17 protein-coding genes are annotated in these 20,105 nt (G+C 62.2%); 13 read left to right on the top strand and 4 right to left on the bottom strand.

The window, feature by feature from the left end; all coding sequences use genetic code 11:
- Window position 1 precedes the first annotated feature (1 nt).
- Complete coding sequence (uvrB, locus tag FVP60_RS01260; protein WP_147824463.1) at window positions 2-2,068, top strand: excinuclease ABC subunit UvrB; 2,067 nt, start codon at window positions 2-4, stop codon at window positions 2,066-2,068.
- 68 nt (window positions 2,069-2,136) lie between these two features.
- Here uvrB and FVP60_RS01255 read toward each other — a convergent pair whose 3' ends face one another.
- Window positions 2,137-2,364: a hypothetical protein gene (locus tag FVP60_RS01255; protein WP_425463438.1), complete on the bottom strand. Its 228-nt coding sequence runs from the start codon at window positions 2,362-2,364 to the stop codon at window positions 2,137-2,139.
- 45 nt (window positions 2,365-2,409) lie between these two features.
- Here FVP60_RS01255 and FVP60_RS01250 point away from each other — a divergent pair, with 45 nt between their 5' ends.
- The 12 genes from FVP60_RS01250 (at window position 2,410) to FVP60_RS01195 (ending at window position 16,773) form a co-directional block, all read left to right on the top strand.
- Window positions 2,410-2,868 (top strand): MarR family winged helix-turn-helix transcriptional regulator, encoded by a 459-nt coding sequence (locus tag FVP60_RS01250; RefSeq protein ID WP_147824461.1) that lies wholly within the window; start codon window positions 2,410-2,412, stop codon window positions 2,866-2,868.
- Between the two features lie 175 nt (window positions 2,869-3,043).
- Entirely contained in the window at window positions 3,044-5,296 is a 2,253-nt protein-coding gene (locus tag FVP60_RS01245) for a bifunctional metallophosphatase/5'-nucleotidase (protein WP_147824460.1), read from the top strand.
- Window positions 5,297-5,410: 114 nt separating this feature from the next.
- A complete protein-coding gene (gene uvrA, locus FVP60_RS01240) occupies window positions 5,411-8,401 on the top strand; it encodes an excinuclease ABC subunit UvrA (protein WP_147824459.1) in 2,991 nt (996 codons plus the stop codon).
- Window positions 8,401-10,263 carry an excinuclease ABC subunit UvrC gene (uvrC, locus tag FVP60_RS01235; RefSeq protein ID WP_147824458.1) on the top strand — a complete coding sequence of 621 codons (1,863 nt, stop codon included), beginning with the start codon at window positions 8,401-8,403 and terminating at the stop codon, window positions 10,261-10,263. Before uvrA ends, uvrC begins: the two co-directional genes overlap by 1 nt.
- Before the next feature lie 26 nt (window positions 10,264-10,289).
- A complete protein-coding gene (gene rapZ, locus FVP60_RS01230) occupies window positions 10,290-11,162 on the top strand; it encodes an RNase adapter RapZ (RefSeq protein WP_147824457.1) in 873 nt (290 codons plus the stop codon).
- Between the two features lie 58 nt (window positions 11,163-11,220).
- Window positions 11,221-12,195, top strand: a complete 975-nt coding sequence (whiA, locus tag FVP60_RS01225; RefSeq protein ID WP_147824456.1) for a DNA-binding protein WhiA — start codon at window positions 11,221-11,223, stop codon at window positions 12,193-12,195.
- 153 nt (window positions 12,196-12,348) lie between these two features.
- A complete protein-coding gene (locus FVP60_RS01220; protein ID WP_147824455.1) occupies window positions 12,349-12,975 on the top strand; it encodes a superoxide dismutase in 627 nt (208 codons plus the stop codon).
- Window positions 12,976-13,081: 106 nt separating this feature from the next.
- The gene (gap, locus tag FVP60_RS01215) at window positions 13,082-14,089 is read left to right on the top strand and encodes a type I glyceraldehyde-3-phosphate dehydrogenase (RefSeq protein WP_147824454.1); all 1,008 of its coding nucleotides are present in this window, start codon (window positions 13,082-13,084) and stop codon (window positions 14,087-14,089) included.
- A 2-nt stretch (window positions 14,090-14,091) separates the two neighbouring features.
- The gene (locus FVP60_RS01210; protein WP_147824453.1) at window positions 14,092-15,306 is read left to right on the top strand and encodes a phosphoglycerate kinase; all 1,215 of its coding nucleotides are present in this window, start codon (window positions 14,092-14,094) and stop codon (window positions 15,304-15,306) included.
- Window positions 15,297-16,085: a triose-phosphate isomerase gene (gene tpiA, locus FVP60_RS01205; protein WP_147824452.1), complete on the top strand. Its 789-nt coding sequence runs from the start codon at window positions 15,297-15,299 to the stop codon at window positions 16,083-16,085. The genes FVP60_RS01210 and tpiA overlap by 10 nt, the downstream gene beginning before the upstream one ends.
- 80 nt (window positions 16,086-16,165) lie before the next feature.
- A complete protein-coding gene (secG, locus tag FVP60_RS01200) occupies window positions 16,166-16,420 on the top strand; it encodes a preprotein translocase subunit SecG (RefSeq protein ID WP_147824451.1) in 255 nt (84 codons plus the stop codon).
- Entirely contained in the window at window positions 16,420-16,773 is a 354-nt protein-coding gene (locus tag FVP60_RS01195; RefSeq protein ID WP_147824450.1) for an RNA polymerase-binding protein RbpA, read from the top strand. Before secG ends, FVP60_RS01195 begins: the two co-directional genes overlap by 1 nt.
- A gap of 74 nt (window positions 16,774-16,847) precedes the next feature.
- On the opposite strand, the gene pgl is transcribed toward FVP60_RS01195, so the two are convergent.
- Genes pgl through zwf form a run of 3 tightly spaced genes read right to left on the bottom strand, consistent with a single transcriptional unit; the run spans window position 16,848 to window position 20,100 of the window.
- Window positions 16,848-17,615, bottom strand: coding sequence for a 6-phosphogluconolactonase (gene pgl, locus FVP60_RS01190; protein WP_147824449.1), 768 nt, complete (start codon window positions 17,613-17,615; stop codon window positions 16,848-16,850).
- Window positions 17,612-18,556, bottom strand: coding sequence for a glucose-6-phosphate dehydrogenase assembly protein OpcA (locus tag FVP60_RS01185; RefSeq protein WP_147824448.1), 945 nt, complete (start codon window positions 18,554-18,556; stop codon window positions 17,612-17,614). Before FVP60_RS01185 ends, pgl begins: the two co-directional genes overlap by 4 nt.
- Window positions 18,553-20,100: a glucose-6-phosphate dehydrogenase gene (gene zwf / locus FVP60_RS01180; RefSeq protein ID WP_147824447.1), complete on the bottom strand. Its 1,548-nt coding sequence runs from the start codon at window positions 20,098-20,100 to the stop codon at window positions 18,553-18,555. Before zwf ends, FVP60_RS01185 begins: the two co-directional genes overlap by 4 nt.
- Between the last annotated feature and the right edge of the window lie 5 nt (window positions 20,101-20,105).

The following is a 20,105-nucleotide window of genomic DNA, read 5'->3' as shown; positions in this document are numbered from 1 at the left end:
TATGCAACCAACTCGCGCTCTTCGCCCCTTCGAGGTCATCAGCGAATATGAGCCTTCCGGCGATCAGCCGCAGGCGATTGCCGAGCTGGCGGCGCGCATCAATGCCGGTGAGACCGACGTGGTGTTGCTGGGCGCAACCGGAACCGGAAAGTCCGCGACGACCGCATGGCTGATTGAGCAGGTGCAGCGCCCAACCCTCGTGCTGGCGCACAACAAGACCCTTGCAGCGCAGTTGGCAAACGAGTTCCGCGAACTCATGCCAAACAATGCCGTCGAGTACTTCGTTTCTTACTACGACTACTACCAGCCAGAGGCGTACGTTCCGCAGACCGATACGTTCATTGAGAAAGACTCGTCGGTCAACGCCGAGGTCGAGCGTCTACGTCACTCCACCACCAACTCGCTGCTCTCGCGTCGCGATGTTGTTGTGGTGTCCACCGTGTCGTGCATATACGGCCTCGGTGCGCCCGAGGAATACCTGCGCGCCATGGTGGCGCTGCAGGTGGGGGAGCAGTACGATCGCGACGCTCTCATTCGGCAGTTCATCGCGATGCAGTACAACCGCAACGATGTCGATTTCTCGCGCGGCAACTTTCGGGTGCGTGGCGACACGATTGAAATCATCCCGGTCTACGAGGAGTACGCGATTCGCATCGAGATGTTCGGTGACGAAATTGAGGCGCTCTATCGGCTACACCCGCTCACGGGTGACGTGATCGACAAGCTTGACTCGGTTCCTATTTTTCCGGCTTCGCACTATGTGGCTGCCAACGAGGTGGTGCAACGCTCAATCCGCACGATTGAAGAAGAGCTCGCCGAGCGGCTTCGTGAGTTTGAGAGTCAAGGAAAGCTCCTGGAGGCGCAACGTCTGCGCATGCGCACGACGTTTGACCTCGAAATGCTGCAGCAATTGGGCTTCTGCTCGGGCATTGAGAACTATTCGCGTCATATGGACGGCAGGCAACCCGGCGAGCCACCGCATACGTTGCTTGACTTCTTTCCCGACGACTTCCTGCTCGTCATCGACGAGTCGCACGTCACGGTTCCGCAGATTGGCGCGATGTACGAGGGTGATGCCTCGCGCAAGCGCACCCTGGTTGAGCACGGATTCCGCCTGCCCAGCGCCATGGACAACAGGCCGCTGCGGTGGGACGAGTTTAAGAACCGAGTCGGCCAGACGGTCTACCTGTCGGCGACGCCCGGCAAGTACGAAATGGGTATCGCAGACGGCGTGGTCGAGCAGATCATTCGCCCGACGGGTCTCGTTGACCCGCAGATCATTGTGAAGCCCTCGAAGGGTCAGATCGATGACCTGTTGGAGCAGATTCGTGCGCGTGTTGAGAAGGACGAACGCGTGCTGGTCACAACGCTGACGAAAAAGATGGCTGAAGAGCTCACCGACTTCTTGCAAGAGCACGGAGTGCGCGTGCGCTATCTGCACTCGGATGTTGACACGCTGCGGCGTGTAGAACTGCTGAGCGAGCTGCGTGCTGGTGTGTATGACGTGCTGGTCGGTATCAACCTGTTGCGCGAGGGGCTCGATCTCCCGGAGGTCTCTCTGGTGGCGATTCTCGACGCCGACAAGGAGGGCTTCCTGCGCAGCGGAACCTCGTTGATCCAGACAATTGGTCGTGCGGCGCGAAACGTCTCGGGTGAAGTGCACATGTACGCCGATCGTGTGACGGACTCGATGGCAAAGGCGATCGATGAGACCGAGCGTCGCCGTGAGAAGCAGATCGCTTACAACACGGAACACGGTATCGACCCGCAGCCGCTTCGGAAGAAGATTGCCGACATCACCGATGCGCTGGCGCGCGAGGGCGCAGACACCAAGGCGATGCTGGCACGATCCGGGGGAGTCAAGAAGAAGTCTCCGACCCCGAAGTTGGGCCGAGAAGGAATCGCGGCCGAAGGTGCCAGCCAGCTGGAGTCGACAATCGCTGATCTCACCGATCAGATGCTGACCGCGGCCCAGGAGCTCAAGTTTGAGTTGGCCGCGCGCCTGCGCGATGAGGTGCAAGACCTCAAGCGTGATCTACGGCAAATGGAGAAGGCCGGGCACGCGTAGGGTGACAACCGGCGCCGACGGCGCCGGTTTCATCGCTGCAAGAGGAGACAAACTCTCTGAAGGGCGTATTAGGCCGGGCAGTGCATGAGCGGCTTGGGGCCGGAGCGGTCAAACTCGTGCTCATTCATCGGAAAGCCGCACAACGGGCAGGCCTTGGCGACGGATGATTCGACCGGCGTCGTCTCGTAGGGGCCAACGGAGGCAGGGCCTGCGAGCTTGATGAGTCGTGCATTGAAGTAGGAGTACAGGCCGCCTGCCTCATTGATGCGTTCGCGGAGTGGCTTCTTGTTCGTCATAATCATTAGTGTACTAAACATTAGGGGATATGTATACTCTTTTACATGACGATTTCTCGCGACGATATGTTGACCCTCGATAGTCAGCTGTGCTTTGCCCTCGTCACCGCGGCGCGCAACGTGGTGTCGATCTATCGCCCCATTCTGGAGCCGCTCGGGCTGACGCATCCGCAGTACCTGGTGATGTTGGCGCTGTGGGAAGAGTCGCCACGCACGCTGAATGACCTTGCCGATGCGCTTGCGATGGAGCCTGCTACGGCCTCACCTCTCGTCAAGCGTCTCGAGGGAATGGGGCTGGTCGCGCGGCAGCGAAGCAGCACGGATGAGCGGCGCCTCGACATCGTGGTAACCCCGGAAGGCAAGGCGCTTCGTGCGCGCGCCCTCGAGGTTCCGCCGGCCGTGATTGAGGCGACCGGAATGTCGATGGACGAGCTCGCGTCGTTGCGCGAGTCGCTTCGTCCCTTCGCCGGCAAGAAGCCGGTCTCATCTGCCAGCGGATCATGAGAACTGCCTCACGAGGTCAGCGTTAGCACCGCTGGGCTTGGGGCGTGTCGCGGGTGGTCTGCGCGCGTCAATTATGAGAAGACTCTCATGATTTGTCTGAGCGTGGTTGACACTTCTAGGCTCGCGCGAAGGTCGGCATTTTGCCGCGCCTACCCGTGAGAAAGGGCATACCCGTATGAGCTCGTCTATTGCGAAGCGCCGTCGCGCGTGCGTCGCCGCCGTGGGGGTGGCCGCCGTCGCGCTGTCTGCCGTTGTGGCAGCCGCGCCGGCAGCCGCTGCTGATCCCGTCACCATCAATCTCGTGACCTTCAATGACTTCCACGGTCGTATTGAGAACGACCCCAATAGCGCCGCCGCGGGTATCGCCGCGTTGGCGGGCGCCATCGATCAGGTACGCGCGTCCAACCCCAACACTGTCGTTGCGGCCGCTGGCGACCTGGTTGGCGCTTCCACCTTTGCCTCCTTCATTCAGAACGACGAGCCGACGATCGCCGCTCTGACGGCCGCCGGGCTCGACGTCAGTGCCGCCGGAAATCACGAGTTTGACCAGGGCTGGGCCGACCTCCGCGACCGCATTCAGCCGGCAGCGGGCTGGCAATACATCGCGGCCAACCTGCACGACCGTGTGACCGGCGCGCCGATCATGCCCGAGTATTACACGACGACGTTTGACGGCGTAACCATCGGATTCGTCGGTGCCGTGACCGATGAGCTGCCCTCTCTGGTGAGCCCCACCGGTATCGAAGATGTCATTGTTGGTGACGTCACTGAGAACGTCAACCGCGTTGCCGACGACCTGCGCGATGGCGATCCTGCCAACGGCGAAGCAGACGTCGTGGTGCTCCTCGTTCACGAGGGTGCAGCCAACGTCACGCTGGCCGCAGCAACCGACCCGTCAACGCCCTTCGGCCACATCGTGACCGAGGTCAATGACAACGTAGACGCCATTGTCTCCGGCCACACCCACCTGGCGTACAACCACGTCATTGATGGGCGTCCCGTCATTTCTTCCGGCCAATACGGCGAGAAGTTCTCGAACATGGCGATCGTCGTTGACCCGGAGACCAAAGCGCTGGTGTCGATGGTCAACGAGACCTTCTCGTTGAAGACCGGCCAGACGCTGAACTACCCAGAAGACCAGGCCATCAAGAACGACATTGTCGCTCCGGCCTCGGCGTACGCGTTCGAGCGCGGAAAGGTGTCGCTGGGATCGATCACGGCGGACTTGACGCGAGCGAAGCAGGCGAACGGAACCTCGGAGAACCGTGGTGGCGAGTCGACGCTGGGTAACTTCATTGCCGACGTGCACCTGTGGGCTGCACAGCAGACGGTGGCAGACACGCAGATCGCGTTCATGAACCCCGGTGGTCTGCGCGCAGACCTGCGCTACGCATCGTCGGCCGACTACGATGCGGCTGGCAACGTGACGTACAAGGAAGCGGCAGATGTGCAGCCGTTTGCCAATGGCCTGGTGACGCTCTCGCTTACCGGTGAGCAGATTCGCGCCGTGTTGGAGCAGCAGTGGCAGCCCGCCGGCGCCTCGCGCCCGTTCCTCAAGCTCGGTGTGAGCGAAGGCTTCACCTACACGTTTGACCCGACGGCGCCCGTCGGCCAGCGCATTACGTCGATCACTCTGAACGGTGAGGCCCTTGACCCGCAGGCGACATATGGCGTCGTGGCGAACAGCTTCTTGGCCGGCGGTGGCGATAACTTCACCGTCTTTGCGCAGGGCACCAACCGTGCCGAGTCGGGTGTTAGCGACCTGCAGTCGGTGGTGAACTGGTTCGACGCGCACCCGGTGGGCTCGCCTGATTTGGCGCAGCGCGCCGTCGGCGTACAGGTCAGCGCACCGGCCGCACCCGAGGGTTACGTCGCGGGTGAGACGATCACCTTGACGCTGTCGGGGCTCGAGTTCACCTCGACGGAGCCGGTCGCCGGAACCGTGACCGCTACGCTGGGTTCGGCAAGCGTCACGGCCGACATCAACCGCACCGTCACCGCCGCCGACGACCTCACCGGTCAGGCAACGGTTTCACTGGTGGTGCCGGCAGACATCGGCGGCGCGAACGAGATCGCCGTGACGACGCCGACCGGAACCTCGGTGCTGGTTCCGGTTACCGTGCAGGAGCCGGTCGTCAAGATCGACACCACGACGGTCGCTTTCGCCAACAAGGTCATCGCGCGCTCTAACCAGCAGATTCAGATGACCGTGCTGGTGTGGGCAGACGGCGAAAAGGTTGACGGCACCGTCACGGTGTACGACGGCACGACCGTGGTCGGAACCGGAACCGTTGGCAAGCACGGTGTGGTGAAGATCAAGGTATCGAAGCTGAGCGTTGGTTCTCACGAACTGACCGCCGTCTACGAGGGAAATGGCACGTTCAACTCGTCATCCAGCTCGTCGTGGCCGGTGTATATCTGGCGTTAAAGCCATTGGCTAGATCGGCGGGCGGGGAGTATCTGTTGCTCTCCGCCCGCCGTGTTTTAGTCTTCGTGGTCGTCTCGCGACGCCAGTGTCGGAGGCCGCGCCTAGACTTGTCGGGTGCCCATTGTGTCTGTACCGAACCCTTCCCAGCTGACGGTTCGTGGTGCCCGCGTCCACAACCTTCAAAACGTCGATCTCGACATCCCACGCGATGCGATGGTGGTGTTCACGGGGCTTTCTGGTTCCGGCAAATCGAGCCTCGCGTTCGACACCATCTTTGCCGAGGGCCAGCGCCGCTATGTTGAATCGCTCAGCGCCTACGCGCGCCAGTTTCTTGGTCAGGTTGACCGCCCAGACGTGGATTTCATCGAGGGCTTGAGTCCGGCGGTGTCGATCGATCAGAAGTCGACCAACCGCAACCCCCGATCGACGGTCGGAACCATCACCGAGATCTACGACTACATGCGCCTGCTCTGGGCGCGCATTGGTGTTCCGCACTGCCCGGTGTGTGGTGAGGTTATTCAGCGTCAAACGGTGCAGCAGATTGCCGATCAGCTCATGGATCTCCCCGAGCGCACGCGCTATCAGGTTGTCGCGCCGGTAGTTTCGCAAAAGAAGGGCGAGTTCGTTGAGCTATTCCGCGAACTCGGTGCGAAGGGTTTTAGCCGCGCCATCGTTGACGGCGAAATGATTCAGCTGGCCGAGCCGCCGACGCTGAAGAAAAGCTACAAGCACGACATTTCCGTCGTCATCGACCGACTGGTCGCGGGCCCGGGCATCCTCAGCCGCATTACCGATTCGGTTGAAACCGCGCTCGGGCTGACTAACGGCATTGTGCAGGTCAATTTCGTAGACGAAGAGGGCGACGCCGCGTGGCAGTCGTTCTCCGAGAAACTCGCGTGCCCGAATGGGCACCCGGTGCAGCTCACCGAAGTGGAGCCGCGCACCTTCTCCTTTAACGCACCGTTCGGTGCCTGCCCGACCTGTTCTGGGCTTGGCACTCGCATGTCGGTCGATAGCGAGCTGCTGCTCGGCGATCTGGAGCTTTCGATTCGCGATGGCGTCGTCATTCCGTGGACGACGCAGGGCAAGGGGCTGTTCCAGTACTACGAGCGCCTGCTCGAAGGCCTTGCTCGCGATCTCGAGTTCTCGCTCGACACCCCGTGGAACCAGTTGAGCGCCGATGTGCAAGAGGCTGTGTTGCACGGTGAGAACTATAAGGTCACGGTGAAGTGGAAGAACCGCTACGGCCGTGAGATGCGCTACGCCTCGGGCTTTGAGGGCGTGGTTCCGTACATCGAACGTCAGTATCAGCAGGCTGAGACCGATACGCAGCGTCAGCGTTGGGCGGAATACCTCCGTGAGGTGCCGTGCAGCGCGTGCGACGGTGACCGGCTCAAGCCCGAGGTGCTCGCCGTCCTCATCCACGGTCACTCGATTGCCACCACCACCCGGTTGAGTCTGGCGGAGGCGTACGCGTTCTTCGAGAAGCTCGAGCTCAACGAGCGCGAGGCCAAGATCGCCGCGCAGGTATTGCGCGAGATTCGTCTGCGCCTGCAATTTCTGATTCAGGTGGGGCTGACCTATCTCAACCTTTCACGATCGGCAGGCTCACTCTCTGGTGGTGAGGCGCAACGTATTCGCCTCGCAACGCAGATCGGCTCGGGCTTGACGGGCGTGCTCTACGTTCTCGACGAGCCGAGCATCGGCTTGCACCAGCGTGACAACCGCCGGTTGATCGAGACTCTCATCACGCTCCGCGACCTCGGCAACACGTTGATCGTTGTGGAACACGATGAAGAGACGATCGAGGCGGCCGACTGGATCGTCGACATCGGCCCCGGCGCCGGCGTGCACGGCGGCACCGTCGTGCACTCTGGTCCCTACGCCGAGCTGCTCGCCGAAACCGGATCGATGACGGGCGACTACCTTTCTGGCCGTCGTCGGATCCCGCTTCCCACGAAACGGCGGCCGGTTGACCCCGATCGCCAAATCTCGGTCGTCGGCGCCAAGGCCAACAACCTGCGCGATGTGACAGCAGACTTCCCGCTCGGCGTGTTCACCGCGGTCACGGGCGTCAGCGGTTCCGGCAAATCCTCGCTCGTCAACGACATTCTGTATCGCGTGCTCGCAGGCCGGCTCAATGGCGCCAGAACGCTGCCGGGCAAGCACCTGCGCGTCACCGGACTCGACAATCTCGACAAGGTCGTGCACGTGGATCAGGCGCCAATTGGTCGCACCCCACGCTCCAACCCGGCGACCTATACGGGCGTTTTCGACCGCATCCGCACGCTGTTCTCCGAGACCACGGAGGCGAAGGTGCGCGGCTATCAGCCCGGACGATTCAGCTTCAACGTCAAGGGCGGCCGCTGCGAGGCCTGCTCGGGTGACGGAACCATCAAGATTGAGATGAACTTCCTGCCTGATGTGTATGTGGCGTGTGAGGTGTGCCACGGTCAGCGGTACAACCGCGACACCCTTGCCGTGCACTACAAGGGCAAGAACATCGCAGAGGTGCTCGAAATGCCGATCGCGGAGGCGGCCGAGTTCTTCGAGCCGATTCAGGCGATTCATCGCTACCTGAAGACTCTCGTCGACGTCGGGCTGGGATACGTGCGCCTGGGGCAGTCTGCCACCACGCTGTCCGGCGGTGAAGCGCAGCGTGTGAAGCTCGCGACCGAACTGCAGCGCCGAAGCAATGGCCGCAGCATTTACGTGCTTGATGAGCCGACGACGGGCCTGCACTTTGAAGATGTTCGAAAGCTTCTCGAAGTGCTCAATGAGCTCGTCGATAAGGGCAACACCGTGGTGGTCATCGAGCACAACCTCGATGTCATCAAGTCTGCCGACTGGGTAATCGATCTTGGCCCGGAGGGCGGCTCGGGCGGAGGCATGGTGCTGGCGACCGGTACCCCCGAAGACATCGCGCTTGCCGAGGGCAGTCACACCGGGCACTTCCTGTCCGAGATTTTTGCCAAGGCGGGCGTTGACCCGGCAACCGTGGCGCGTCCAAAGTTCGTCAAGAAGAAGGCCGCGGAACCAGCGAAAAAGGCTGCCACGAAGAAGAAGGCATCGACGGCAGCTGCCCGGGCAAAGAAAGCTAGCTAATGGCGAGCGACCTGCCGTACAAGCCGAAGCCGGGGGAGATCCCCACGAATCCGGGGGTATATCGGTTTCGTGATGCGGCGGGCCGGGTGCTCTACGTTGGCAAGGCGAAGAGCCTGCGCCAGCGGCTGTCGAACTACTTTGCTCCGCTGCACACCCTGCACGAGCGCACGCGGCGCATGGTCACGACCGCGTCGAGCGTGGAGTGGACCGTCGTCGATAGCGACGTGGACTCATTGCAGCTGGAGTACATGTGGATCAAGGAGTTTGATCCACCCTTCAACGTTCGCTACAAAGACGACAAGTCCTACCCCTTTATGGCGATCACGCTGGCCGATGAGGCACCGCGCGTTATCGTCACGCGCAACCCTAAGATTCGCGGAGCCAAGTATTTCGGCCCATACCCGAAGGTGTGGACGGTACACGACACGATCGACCAGATGATCAAGGTGTTTCCGATTCGCACCTGTTCAGACGCGGCGTACAAGCGTGCCATGCAATCGGGCCGCCCCTGTTTTCCCGGCCAGATCGGCCGTTGTGGTGGGCCGTGTTCGATGAAGGTCACCATTGAAGAGCACCGCGCCATGGTTGATGACTTCATCGCGTTCATGTCGGGTGGCGACTCTCGGTTCACCAAGAAGCTGACCGCGCAGATGCAGCAGGCGGCCGCGGATATGGACTACGAGGCGGCGGCGCGATATCGCGACAAGCTGGCCTCGATGGATGCCGTGCTGAGCAAGAGCGCCCTCGTGTTGCCGGCCGACGAAGATGCCGATGTCTTTGGAATTGCCGAAGATGAGCTTGCCGCGGCCGTGCAGCATTTCATTATTCGGGGCGGGCGCGTTCGTGGCGTGCGTTCTACGACGATCGAAAAAGAACTCGATATCAGCGGCGCCGAACTCGTCGATCAGCTCATCCAGCGCGTCTACGGTGAAGCCAACCCCGACGCGATTCCCAAACGTGTGCTGGTTCCGGCGCTGCCGGACGATGCCCGCGAACTAGAGCTGTGGCTTCGAGAGCGACGAGGCAAGTCTGTGCAGCTGAAAGTTGCGCAGCGCGGCCAGATGGCCGACATCATGAAAACGGCAACACTGAACGCTTCGCAGGCGTTGATGTTACACAAGTCACGTCGCTCGGCCGACTACGTCTCGCGTTCACGCGCACTCACTGATTTGCAGGAGGCGTTGGGCCTGGAGACCGCGCCACTGCGTATCGAGTGCTACGACATTTCGCACCTATCCGGAACGAATGTGGTCGCATCGATGGTGGTCTTCGAAGACGGACTGCCTCGAAAAGACCAGTATCGCTCGTTCAACATCGCCGAAACCACCGACGACACCGACTCGATGTACCAGGTGCTCTCTCGGCGCCTCGCGCGGCTGAATGACGACGCCGAAACCGTCGATGAAGCCGGAAACCGCAAGCGGTTCGCCTACCCACCGCAACTCTTGATCGTCGATGGTGGTCAGCCGCAGGTAGCCGCCGCGGCCCGCGCGTTGAAAGACGCGGGTCGCACCGATATCGCACTGTGTGGCATTGCGAAGCGGTTGGAAGAGATCTGGTTGCCTGACGACGACTACCCGGTGATTTTGCCGCGTACCAGTGAGGCGCTGTATCTGGTGCAGCGTCTGCGCGACGAGGCGCACCGCTTTGCAATCACGCATCAGCGAAAGCGCCGTAAGCGAGACATCACCACCGTGCTCGCGGAGATCCCGGGGCTGGGGGAGACCCGCATCAAGACGCTGCTTCGTCACTTTGGTTCCGTCACCGCACTGAAGAACGCCACGGTCGAAGAAATCACGCAGGTGTCGGGTATCGGCGCGAGTCTGGCAGAAACAATCAGCGAGCACCTCAAACCTCGCTAGGCTTGATCCAGCGAGAGGAGCACAGCGTGAGCACGTCAGACGAGGGCGAGGTCCTCATCGTCACGGGGATGTCGGGAGCAGGACGCTCGACAGTAGCGAACGCGCTGGAAGACCTGGGGTGGTACGTCGTAGACAACCTGCCGCCGCAAATGTTGCGCCCGCTGCTCGACTTCTCGCGGGTCAGTGGTGCATCATTTCCTCGGGTGGCCGTGGTCGTAGACGTGCGTGGCGGCAATCTGTTTGCCGAACTGCCCGATGTCATGCAGGAGTTGCGCACGCGTGGCGACACGCGCGTGGTGTTTTTGGATGCATCTGATGAGGTGCTGGTGCGCCGCTTCGAGTCTGTTCGCCGTCCGCATCCGCTTCAGGGCGAGGGAACGCTGGTTGACGGCATCCATGCTGAGCGTGAGCGACTTCGCTTGGTGCGCGAGAGCGCCGACGTTCTCATCGACACGACGACCCTCAATATTCATCAGCTCGCGACCGCGGTGTCAGACATTTTTCGCGCCGAGGGGGCGTCGAAACACGATGTCACCATCCTGAGCTTTGGCTTCAAATATGGTCTTCCCGCCGACGCCGACTTCGTCGCCGATATGCGGTTTCTGCCCAACCCATTTTGGAGCGAGGAGCTTCGCCCGTTCACCGGAAAAGATGCCGTCGTCTCGGATTACGTGCTCTCCCAGCCGGGAGCCGCGGAGTTTATCGACAGCTATTCCGCGGCGCTACGGGCAGCGATCGACGGATATCAGCGCGAGAACAAGCGCCACTCGGTGATCGCCGTCGGCTGCACCGGCGGCAAACACCGTTCTGTCGCAACGTCAATTGAATTGGCAAAACGCTTGGCAGAAGTGCCAGGTATTGCTGTGCGAGTGAAGCATCGGGACCTGGGGCGAGAGTAAGATAGAAGTTCCGCCTTTTTGCGCGCTCCCGACTTTTTACTGAAATAGAGGTACCCCAGTGGCACTGACCGCCGACGTCAAAGGCGAACTCGTAGCGATTCGCGATCCGCGCCCATCGGTGCGCGTTGCAGAGCTGACGAGCATCCTTCGTTTTGCTGGCGGATTGCACTCGATTGCCGGCCGTGTCGCGGTTGAAGCCGAGGTGGATGCCGAAGTTCTTGCGCGCCGCGTGGCTCGCGACCTGGTGGAGATTTACGCGGCTCGCCCGGAGATTGTTCCGGTGCAGGCTTCGGGCTCGCGCTCCGGCAACCACTGGGCCGTTCGCGTTATTGATGGCGGAGAGACGCTCGCGCGCCAAACCGGTCTGCTTGACCAGCGCCGTCGCCCGGTCCGTGGTCTGCCGAACCGCCTGACCACCGGAACGCGGGATGACCTCGCAGCAATCTGGCGTGGCGCATTTCTCGCCGCCGGAACGCTCACCGAACCTGGCCGTTCGGCCGCGGTAGAAATTAGCGCACCGTCGGGTGAGGCAGCCATGGCGCTCGTCGGCGCGGCCCACCGCATGGGCATTGCCACCAAGGCGCGCGAAGTGCGCGGCGTTCCGCGCGTTGTGGTGCGCGAGGGGGAGTCGATTCGCGCGATTCTGGCCGCGATGGGCGCCGTTCGTACAGCCGCTGCCTGGGATGAAATGCGCCAGCGCCGCGAAGTGCGCGCCGGCGTGAACCGCCTGGTGAACTTCGATGATGCAAACCTTCGCCGTTCGGCACAGGCGGCCGTCGCCGCATGCGCCCGTATTGAGCGTGCGCTGGAAATTCTGGCCGACGAGGTGCCTGATCACCTGCGTCAGGCTGGCGAGCTGCGCCTCGCGCACCGAGACGCGAGCCTTGACGAGCTCGGCCACCGCGCCGACCCGCCGCTGACAAAAGACGCCGTCGCCGGTCGGATTCGTCGCCTACTCGCGATGGCAGACAAGCGCGCAGAAGTCGAGGGCATTCCCGGCACCGAAGCCGCGGTTCCGACCGTCGAAGACTGAGGTTATATACAACGTTCACGCCGCCTGGCATGGGAATCTTCGCGCGCCAGGCGGCGTTGTCGTCGGTAGGATAAAAACGACTGACCTTCCCGCTTGAGCGGTTCCGGAGGTCACCAAGGCGCCCTCAGGGTGCAGACCAGAAAGAAGCGAAATATGGCGACCTACACGCTGCCTGAGCTCCCCTACGACTACTCGGCTCTCCAGCCTGCAATTAGCGGTGCGATCATGGAACTGCACCACGACAAGCACCACCAGGCGTACGTGACCGGTGCAAACACGGCACTCGAGCAGCTCGCTGAGGCCCGTGCCGCAGGCAACTTCGCAAACATCAACAAGCTCGAGAAGGACCTCGCGTTCAACCTCGGTGGTCACACCAACCACTCGATCTTCTGGACCAACATGTCTCCGAACGGTGGCGACAAGCCCACCGGCGAGCTCGAGGCCGCGATCACCGACCACTTCGGTTCGTTTGATGCTTTCCAGGCGCACTTCACCGCCGCAGCCCTCGGCGTGCAGGGATCGGGCTGGGCGGGCCTGTTCTGGGACTCGATTGGTGAGAATCTGCTGATCCAGCAGTTCTTCGACCAGCAGTCGCAGTTTGCCGCTGGTTCCGTGCCGCTGCTGCTGCTCGATGTCTGGGAGCACGCGTACTACCTGGACTACAAGAACGTCCGCGCAGACTACGTCAAGGCGTTCTGGAACATCGCCAACTGGGACAACGTGCAGTCACGTTTTGAAACAGCACGCACGCAGAGCAAGGGCCTGCTGGTACAGTCGTGATCGGTGCGGCGTCCCCGGCGGGGGTTCCCACCGGGGACGCCGATGTCCGCGTTTATCGTTCGTCACGCGTTCATCGGCACGCGTGACAGACCACTAGGGAGCATAAGTGGCTGTAAAGATTGGCATCAACGGCTTCGGCCGTATCGGGCGCAACTATTTGCGTGCGGCCCTCGCACAGGGCGCCGACCTCGAGATCGTTGCTGTCAACGATCTCACCGACAACAAGACTTTGGCGCACCTGCTGAAGTACGACTCGATTCTTGGTCGCCTTGACCAGGAGGTCACGTACGACGACGAGTCGATCACTGTCGGTGGCAAGGTTATTCGGGTGTTCGAGGAGCGCGACCCCGCAAACCTGCCATGGGGCGAACTGGGTGTTGACATCGTTATCGAGTCGACGGGTCGATTCACCAAGGCTGAAGACGCCCGCAAGCACATTGAGGGCGGCGCAAAGAAGGTTCTGATTTCGGCGCCGGCTACCGGCGAAGACGCAACCTTCGTTATGGGTGTCAACGAGCACCTGTACAACCCGGAGACCGACAACATCATCTCCAACGCGTCGTGCACCACGAACTGCCTGGCGCCGCTGGCGAAGGTGTTCAACGACAACTTCGGTATTGAGACCGGCCTGATGACGACGGTTCACGCCTACACGGCAGACCAGAACCTGCAGGATGGCCCGCACAGCGACCTTCGCCGTGCTCGTGCCGCCGCGATCAACATCGTTCCGACCTCGACGGGTGCAGCTAAGGCCATTGGCCTGGTTCTGCCGGAGCTCAAGGGCAAGCTTGACGGCTTCGCGCTGCGCGTTCCGGTTCCGACCGGCTCGATCACCGACCTCACCGTCACGACGTCGCGTCCGGTCACGCTGGATGAGATCAAGGCTGTCTACAAGGCTGCTGCGACCGAAGGTCCGCTGGTTGGCATCCTCAAGTACACCGAAGACGAGATCGTCTCCAGTGACATCGTCACCGACCCGCACTCGTCGATCTTCGACGCTGGCCTGCTGCGCGTTATCGGCAACCAGGTCAAGCTGTCGGCGTGGTACGACAACGAGTGGGGTTACTCCAACCGCCTCGTTGACCTCACCGAATACGTTGGAGAGCGCCTCTAACTATGACTCTGCGAACCCTCGACTCGCTCGGTTCCCTGGCGGGTAAGCGCGTTATCGTGCGTTGCGATCTGAATGTGCCGTTGAAAGATGGCGCGATCACAGACGACGGACGAATCCGCGCCTCACTTCCTACGCTGAACACCCTCATCAACCAGGGTGCTCGGGTAATCGTGTGTTCCCACCTCGGGCGTCCCGAGGGTGCACCGGACGAGCGCTACAGCCTCGCTCCGGTCGCGCAGCGTCTGTCCGAACTCCTCGGAAAGCCGGTCGCGTTTGCGCGCGACACGGTGGGGGAGTCGGCACAGGAAGCCGCAGCTGGTCTCGATGACGGCGATATCGCCGTCATCGAGAACCTGCGCTTCAACCCCGGTGAGACCAGCAAAGACGCCGGAGAGCGTGAGGCGTTTGCTCGCCAGCTCGCCTCGCTTGGCGACGTGCTCGTCTCCGATGGCTTCGGTGTCGTTCACCGCAAGCAGGCAAGCGTTTACGAACTGGCGCAGCTGGTTCCGTCTGCCGCAGGCCTGCTCATCGCGACAGAACTTGACGTTCTGGATCGTCTCACCGAAAACCCGCAACGCCCTTACACGGTCGTGCTCGGCGGATCCAAGGTTTCGGACAAGCTTGGCGTTATCGAGCACCTGTTGCCGCGGGTCGACCGTCTGCTGATCGGCGGCGGCATGCTCTTCACCTTCTTGAAGGCAGAGGGCTACAACGTGGGCTCGAGTCTTCTTGAAGAAGACCAGCTCGACACCGTGCGCGGCTACCTCGCCGCCGCTCGCGAGCGCGGCGTAGACATTGTGCTGCCGACCGACGTGGTGGTGGCGGAGAAGTTTGCCGCAGACGCCGCCCACGAAGTCGTCGCCGCTAGTGCAATCGAAGAAACGCGATTCGGAACCAGCGGTATCGGTCTCGACATCGGCCCAGAAACCGCACGCACGTTTGCTGACGCAGTGCGCTCCAGCAAGACGGTGTTCTGGAACGGCCCCATGGGCGTATTTGAATTTCCCGCATTCGCGGGCGGAACCAAGGCTGTCGCCCAGGCGCTGACAGAGGTCGATGGGCTGAGCGTTGTCGGCGGTGGCGATTCAGCCGCTGCCGTGCGTCAGCTCGGATTCCACGATGACCAGTTCGGTCACATCTCCACCGGTGGTGGAGCCAGCCTCGAGTTCCTCGAAGGTAAGAAGCTTCCCGGACTGGAGGTCCTCGGATGGTCGTAACTCGTACGCCGCTCATTGCAGGCAACTGGAAGATGAACCTGGATCACCTCCAGGCGGTTGCGTTTGTGCAGAAGCTGCACTGGACGCTGAAAGACGCGAAGTTTGAGGCGGGCGCCGTCGAGGTTGCCGTCTTCCCTCCGTTCACCAATATCCGTTCGGTGCAGACGCTGATCGACGCCGACAAGATTCCGTTCTCGCTTGGCGCGCAGGACGTTTCGGCGCACGAGTCCGGCGCCTACACGGGTGAGATCTCGGGGCTCTTCCTCCACAAGCTCAAGTGCGGCTACGTCATCATTGGGCACTCTGAGCGTCGCGAATACCACAACGAGACCGACGAGATCGTCGCCGCAAAGGTCAAGGCCGCGATCAAGCACAGCCTGGTTCCGGTGATTTGCGTCGGCGAGACGGCAGAAGACCTGGAGAAGCACGGCGCCAGCGCCGTTCCGGTCGCGCAGCTGCGGGTTGCCCTTGACGGCGTTGACCCGAAGGCCGACATCGTGGTCGCATACGAGCCGGTCTGGGCCATTGGCTCGGGCCAGGCGGCGACTCCGACGCAGGCGCAAGATGTTTGCAAGGCGCTGCGCGGCGTGATTGCCGAGACGCTGGGCGACGAGGCTGCCTCCCGCACGCGCGTGCTGTACGGCGGTTCGGTCAAGGCCAACAACATCGCGTCGTTCATGCGTGAACCCGATGTCGATGGTGCGCTGGTGGGCGGTGCAAGCCTGGTGGTCGACGAGTTCGCTGCCATTGCGCGCTTCCCGAGCCACGTCGGCGTCTAGCGTTTCGCTGAGTCAGATTCGTCTTCTCCCATATACTGGAGATTCGTGCGCGATCCGTTCGCACTTGAAAGGTTTTTTGCGTGGCTATTCTTGAGCTCATCCTGCAGATTGTGCTGGGTATTACCAGCCTGCTGCTGACCCTTCTTATCCTTCTCCACAAGGGACGTGGCGGAGGCCTGAGTGACATGTTCGGCGGCGGAATGAGCGCCTCCTACGGCTCGAGCGGCCTTGCCGAGCGTAACCTCAACCGCTTCACCGTGGTGCTTGCCCTGGTTTGGTTTGTGACCATTGTTGGTCTCGGCCTGATCACCAAGTTCCAGGGGCTGGCGGGCTGATGGCAACCGGAGGTAACGCTATTCGTGGTACCCGCGTTGGCGCTGGCCCCATGGGCGAGCAAGACCACGGCTACCACGCCGACCGCACGGCTGTTTCGTACTGGGACGCCCTGGGCAACGAGACGGTTCGCTACTTTGCGGCCAACCTGCCGGAAGAAGAGATTCCCGAGCAGATTGACTCTCCGCAGTCTGGTCTGCCTGCCGGCCGCGACAAAGACAACCCGCCTGCGCTGGCAAAGCCGGAGCCGTACAAGACGCACCTCGCCTATGTGAAGGAGCGTCGGACCGACGAAGAGGCGGTGCAACTGCTTGATGAAGCGTTGGCTGCCGTTCGTGCGCGACGCGGCCAGTAAGACAAGCGGCCAGGAGAACAACAAGTAAGCGGCGGGGGCCTCGAGCCCCCGCCGCTTTCTGTTGCCTGTCGAGATTAGAAGCTCGGGTCGATAAGCTCCGCCGGAACCTGACCAGCGGCGGCTTCATCCACGATGATGATGGTGCGGCTGGTGCCTTTGGCGCCGGCTGCCGGAACCTGCTCGTAGTTGGCGCCCGCAAGGATGAGTCCCAGCGCACCCGCCTTTTCTTCTCCTGCCACCACCATCCATACGCGTCGGGATGAGTTGATCACCGGCCGCGTAAGCGAGATGCGTTCGGCAGGTGGCTTGGGGGAGTTGCGCACCGAGACCGTGGAACGGTCGGTAACGGTGATCGCCGGCTGATCCGGAAATAGCGAAGCGATGTGGCCGTCAGGGCCGACTCCGAGAAAGCAGACGTCAAATGTCGGCCAGGCGTTGTCGCCGTCGGAGAAGCTCGCCAACTCCGTGGCGTAGGCGTCGGCCGCTTCATCCAGTGTCAGGCCCTCGTCGGAAGCAGGCATCTCATGAATGTTGCCCGCGGGAACGTCCAGTTGGTCAAGCAGAGCTTCACGGGCCTGTCGTTCATTGCGATCGGCGTCATCGCGTGCAACCCAGCGCTCGTCGCTCCACCAGAAGTGGACCGCAGACCAGTTAACCAGATCACGCAGTGGATTCTCAGCCACGGCGGCGAGCACGGCAATACCCATGGTTCCGCCGGTCAGCGAAACATGCACCGGACGATCTTCGGATGCGGCCATGGCCACTTTGCCAAGAAACCGCTTGGCGACACTCTCGGCCAATTCTGCTGGGGTGGCGACGACGACGACGCGCTTTTCGGTCATGCTGGGTGTCCTTCCGAGGCAGGACCGAGGCGGTCCCATCCCTCAGAGATCACCCTGCCATACAACACGTCAGGGTCGAGGCGGCGCAGCTCTTCTGCGATACATTCGCGCAGCGTGCGCCTTGGCAGCGGCAGATCGTGGTCGGGCTGACCCGGCTGGGTCAACAGCGCGACGCCGGGAACGGGGCGCTCCAGCAGGATGTCGCCCGAGGCGCGCGTCATGCGCACGCTCTTGATACCCTCGCGCCACGTGTCATGCGGCTCGTACACCCAGCGCACCGGCACATCGAGTTGCAGGCGAAGCCACGCGGCTAGCAAGCCCGTGGAGGGGGATTCAGCGGAACCATGAACTTCGACCGCCGTGACCGGCTCGTACGGCGGCTGGTCAAGCACCGCGGCAAGCTGCTCGCGCCAGTACGTGAGGCGGGTCCAGGCAAGATCGGTGTCACCGGGAGCATACGCCTTGCCCAGCTTTGACAGCCGCTTCAAGGTGTCGGGATCGGTCGACGCATCGGTGATGCGGCGCTGTGCGATACGCCCCAGCGGGCTAGCCGCGGGGCGGGCCGGCGGCTTGTCTGGCCACCACACCACGACGGGCGCGTCGGGCAGCAGTAGGCCGGTGACGAGGCTTTCCTCGTTCGATGCCGCGGCACCGTAGGCGCGCACCACGATCACTTCACTCGCGCCGGCGTCGCCACCCACGCGAATCTGTGCGTCGAGGCGTGCATCGGCATCGCGGTCGATGATCAACACAATCACGCGCATCGGGTGCTCACGTGAGGCATCGTTCGCGGCATCGATGGCCGGTTCGGCAGCCTCTTCGCGCGTCGCAATCACCAGGGTGAGCACACGGCCGAGGGCAACAGCGCCGCCCTCTTCGCGCACGTGCACGAGCTGCTTGGCCACCTGGCTGATGGTGGTGTCAGGAAGATCAACGATCATGGCCGCCTCCAGGTGCGTCCGTCGCGAGCGAGCATCTGATCTGCACTCGCAGGGCCCCACGAGCCCGGGGCGTACTGGTCGAGCGGGCCGCTGAGCGAGGCCCAATAGTCTTCGACCGGGTCAAGAATGCGCCACGATTCTTCGACCTCTTCGTGGCGGGGGAACAGCGGCGGATCTCCCAGCAGCACGTCCAGGATGAGGCGCTCGTAGGCCTCTGGGCTGGCCTCGGTGAAGGCGTGACCATAGCCGAAGTCCATCGTCACGTCGCGCACGTGCGTGCCGGTTCCGGGCACCTTTGAGCCAAACTTCAACGTGACACCCTCATCGGGTTGCACGCGAATAACGAGGGCGTTTTGGCCGAGGTTGGGGGTGCTGCCGCGAGAGAACAGGTGCTCGGGGGCGCGTTTGAACACCACCGCGATTTCGGTCACGCGTCGCCCAAGTCGTTTGCCGGTACGAAGGTAGAACGGAACGTCCGCCCAGCGACGCGTATTGATTTCCAGCTTGATAGCGGCGTACGTTTCGGTGGTCGAGTCTGGCGCCATGCCCTCTTCTGACAAGAAGCTGCGCACCTCCTCGCCACCCTGCCAGCCGCCGGCGTACTGGCCACGCGCCGTGGAGGCTGCCAGATCTGCTGGGAGCGTGACGGCGGCGAGCACCTTCTCCTTCTCAGCACGCAAGTGATCGGCGCTCAGGCTGATCGGCTCTTCCATTGCGGTCAAAGCGAGCAACTGAAGCAAGTGATTCTGAATCACGTCACGCGCTGCACCAACGCCGTCGTAGTAACCTGCTCGACCACCAACGCCAATGTCTTCTGCCATGGTGATCTGCACGTGGTCAACGTAGTTGCGGTTCCAAATCGGCTCGTACAGTTCGTTGGCGAACCGCAGAGCCAAAATGTTCTGCACCGTCTCTTTGCCGAGGTAGTGGTCGATGCGGAAGATCGAGTCGGGCGCAAAGGTTGACTCAAGCGCTTCGTTCAGCTCACGGGCCGACTCCAGATCGTGCCCGAACGGCTTCTCGATGACAACGCGTCGCCAACGGGCAGGGTCGTGCGTGTCATCGACGAGCCCCGACTCCCGAAGCTGACGGGCGACCGTCGGGAAGTCCTTCGGAGGAATCGAGAGGTAAAACGCATGGTTTCCCATGGTTCCGCGCACCCGATCCAACTCTTCAACGGTGTCGCGCAGACGACGAAACGCATCCGGGTCGTCAAACGTGCCCTGCACAAACCTGATGCCCTCAAGCAACTGGTTCCAGGTTTCTTCACGAAACTCTGTGCGCGCGTGCGCCCGGACCGCCTCGTAAACAACCTGCGCGAAGTCCTGGTCTTCCCAGTCGCGTCGCGCAAAGCCCACAAGCGCAAACCCCGGCGGCAAGAGGCCGCGGTTTGCGAGGTCATAGACGGCGGGCATGAGCTTCTTGCGAGACAGATCGCCGGTGACGCCGAAGATCACCAGGGCACTGGGGCCCGCGATTCGGTTCAGGCGGCGGTCGTCAGGATCGCGTAGCGGGTTGTGCCCACGAGAGATGGGTGCAGTCATCGGGG

The organism is Microbacterium mitrae (assembly GCF_008017445.1).
Lineage (GTDB): Bacteria > Actinomycetota > Actinomycetes > Actinomycetales > Microbacteriaceae > Microbacterium > Microbacterium mitrae.
The sequence above is the reverse complement of the archived record's forward strand: the minus strand, read 5'-3'. Positions and strand labels throughout refer to the sequence as shown.

Coding starts and splice junctions, on each gene's coding strand:
- FVP60_RS01210 (WP_147824453.1), top strand. CDS start 14,092: ATGACTCTGCGAACCCTCGACTCGCTCGGTTCCCTGGCGGGTAAGCGC.
- FVP60_RS01250 (WP_147824461.1), top strand. CDS start 2,410: ATGACGATTTCTCGCGACGATATGTTGACCCTCGATAGTCAGCTGTGC.
- zwf (WP_147824447.1), bottom strand. CDS start 20,100: ATGACTGCACCCATCTCTCGTGGGCACAACCCGCTACGCGATCCTGAC.
- FVP60_RS01255 (WP_425463438.1), bottom strand. CDS start 2,364: ATGACGAACAAGAAGCCACTCCGCGAACGCATCAATGAGGCAGGCGGC.
- FVP60_RS01245 (WP_147824460.1), top strand. CDS start 3,044: ATGAGCTCGTCTATTGCGAAGCGCCGTCGCGCGTGCGTCGCCGCCGTG.
- pgl (WP_147824449.1), bottom strand. CDS start 17,615: ATGACCGAAAAGCGCGTCGTCGTCGTCGCCACCCCAGCAGAATTGGCC.
- uvrB (WP_147824463.1), top strand. CDS start 2: ATGCAACCAACTCGCGCTCTTCGCCCCTTCGAGGTCATCAGCGAATAT.
- uvrC (WP_147824458.1), top strand. CDS start 8,401: ATGGCGAGCGACCTGCCGTACAAGCCGAAGCCGGGGGAGATCCCCACG.
- tpiA (WP_147824452.1), top strand. CDS start 15,297: ATGGTCGTAACTCGTACGCCGCTCATTGCAGGCAACTGGAAGATGAAC.
- FVP60_RS01185 (WP_147824448.1), bottom strand. CDS start 18,556: ATGATCGTTGATCTTCCTGACACCACCATCAGCCAGGTGGCCAAGCAG.
- FVP60_RS01195 (WP_147824450.1), top strand. CDS start 16,420: ATGGCAACCGGAGGTAACGCTATTCGTGGTACCCGCGTTGGCGCTGGC.
- FVP60_RS01220 (WP_147824455.1), top strand. CDS start 12,349: ATGGCGACCTACACGCTGCCTGAGCTCCCCTACGACTACTCGGCTCTC.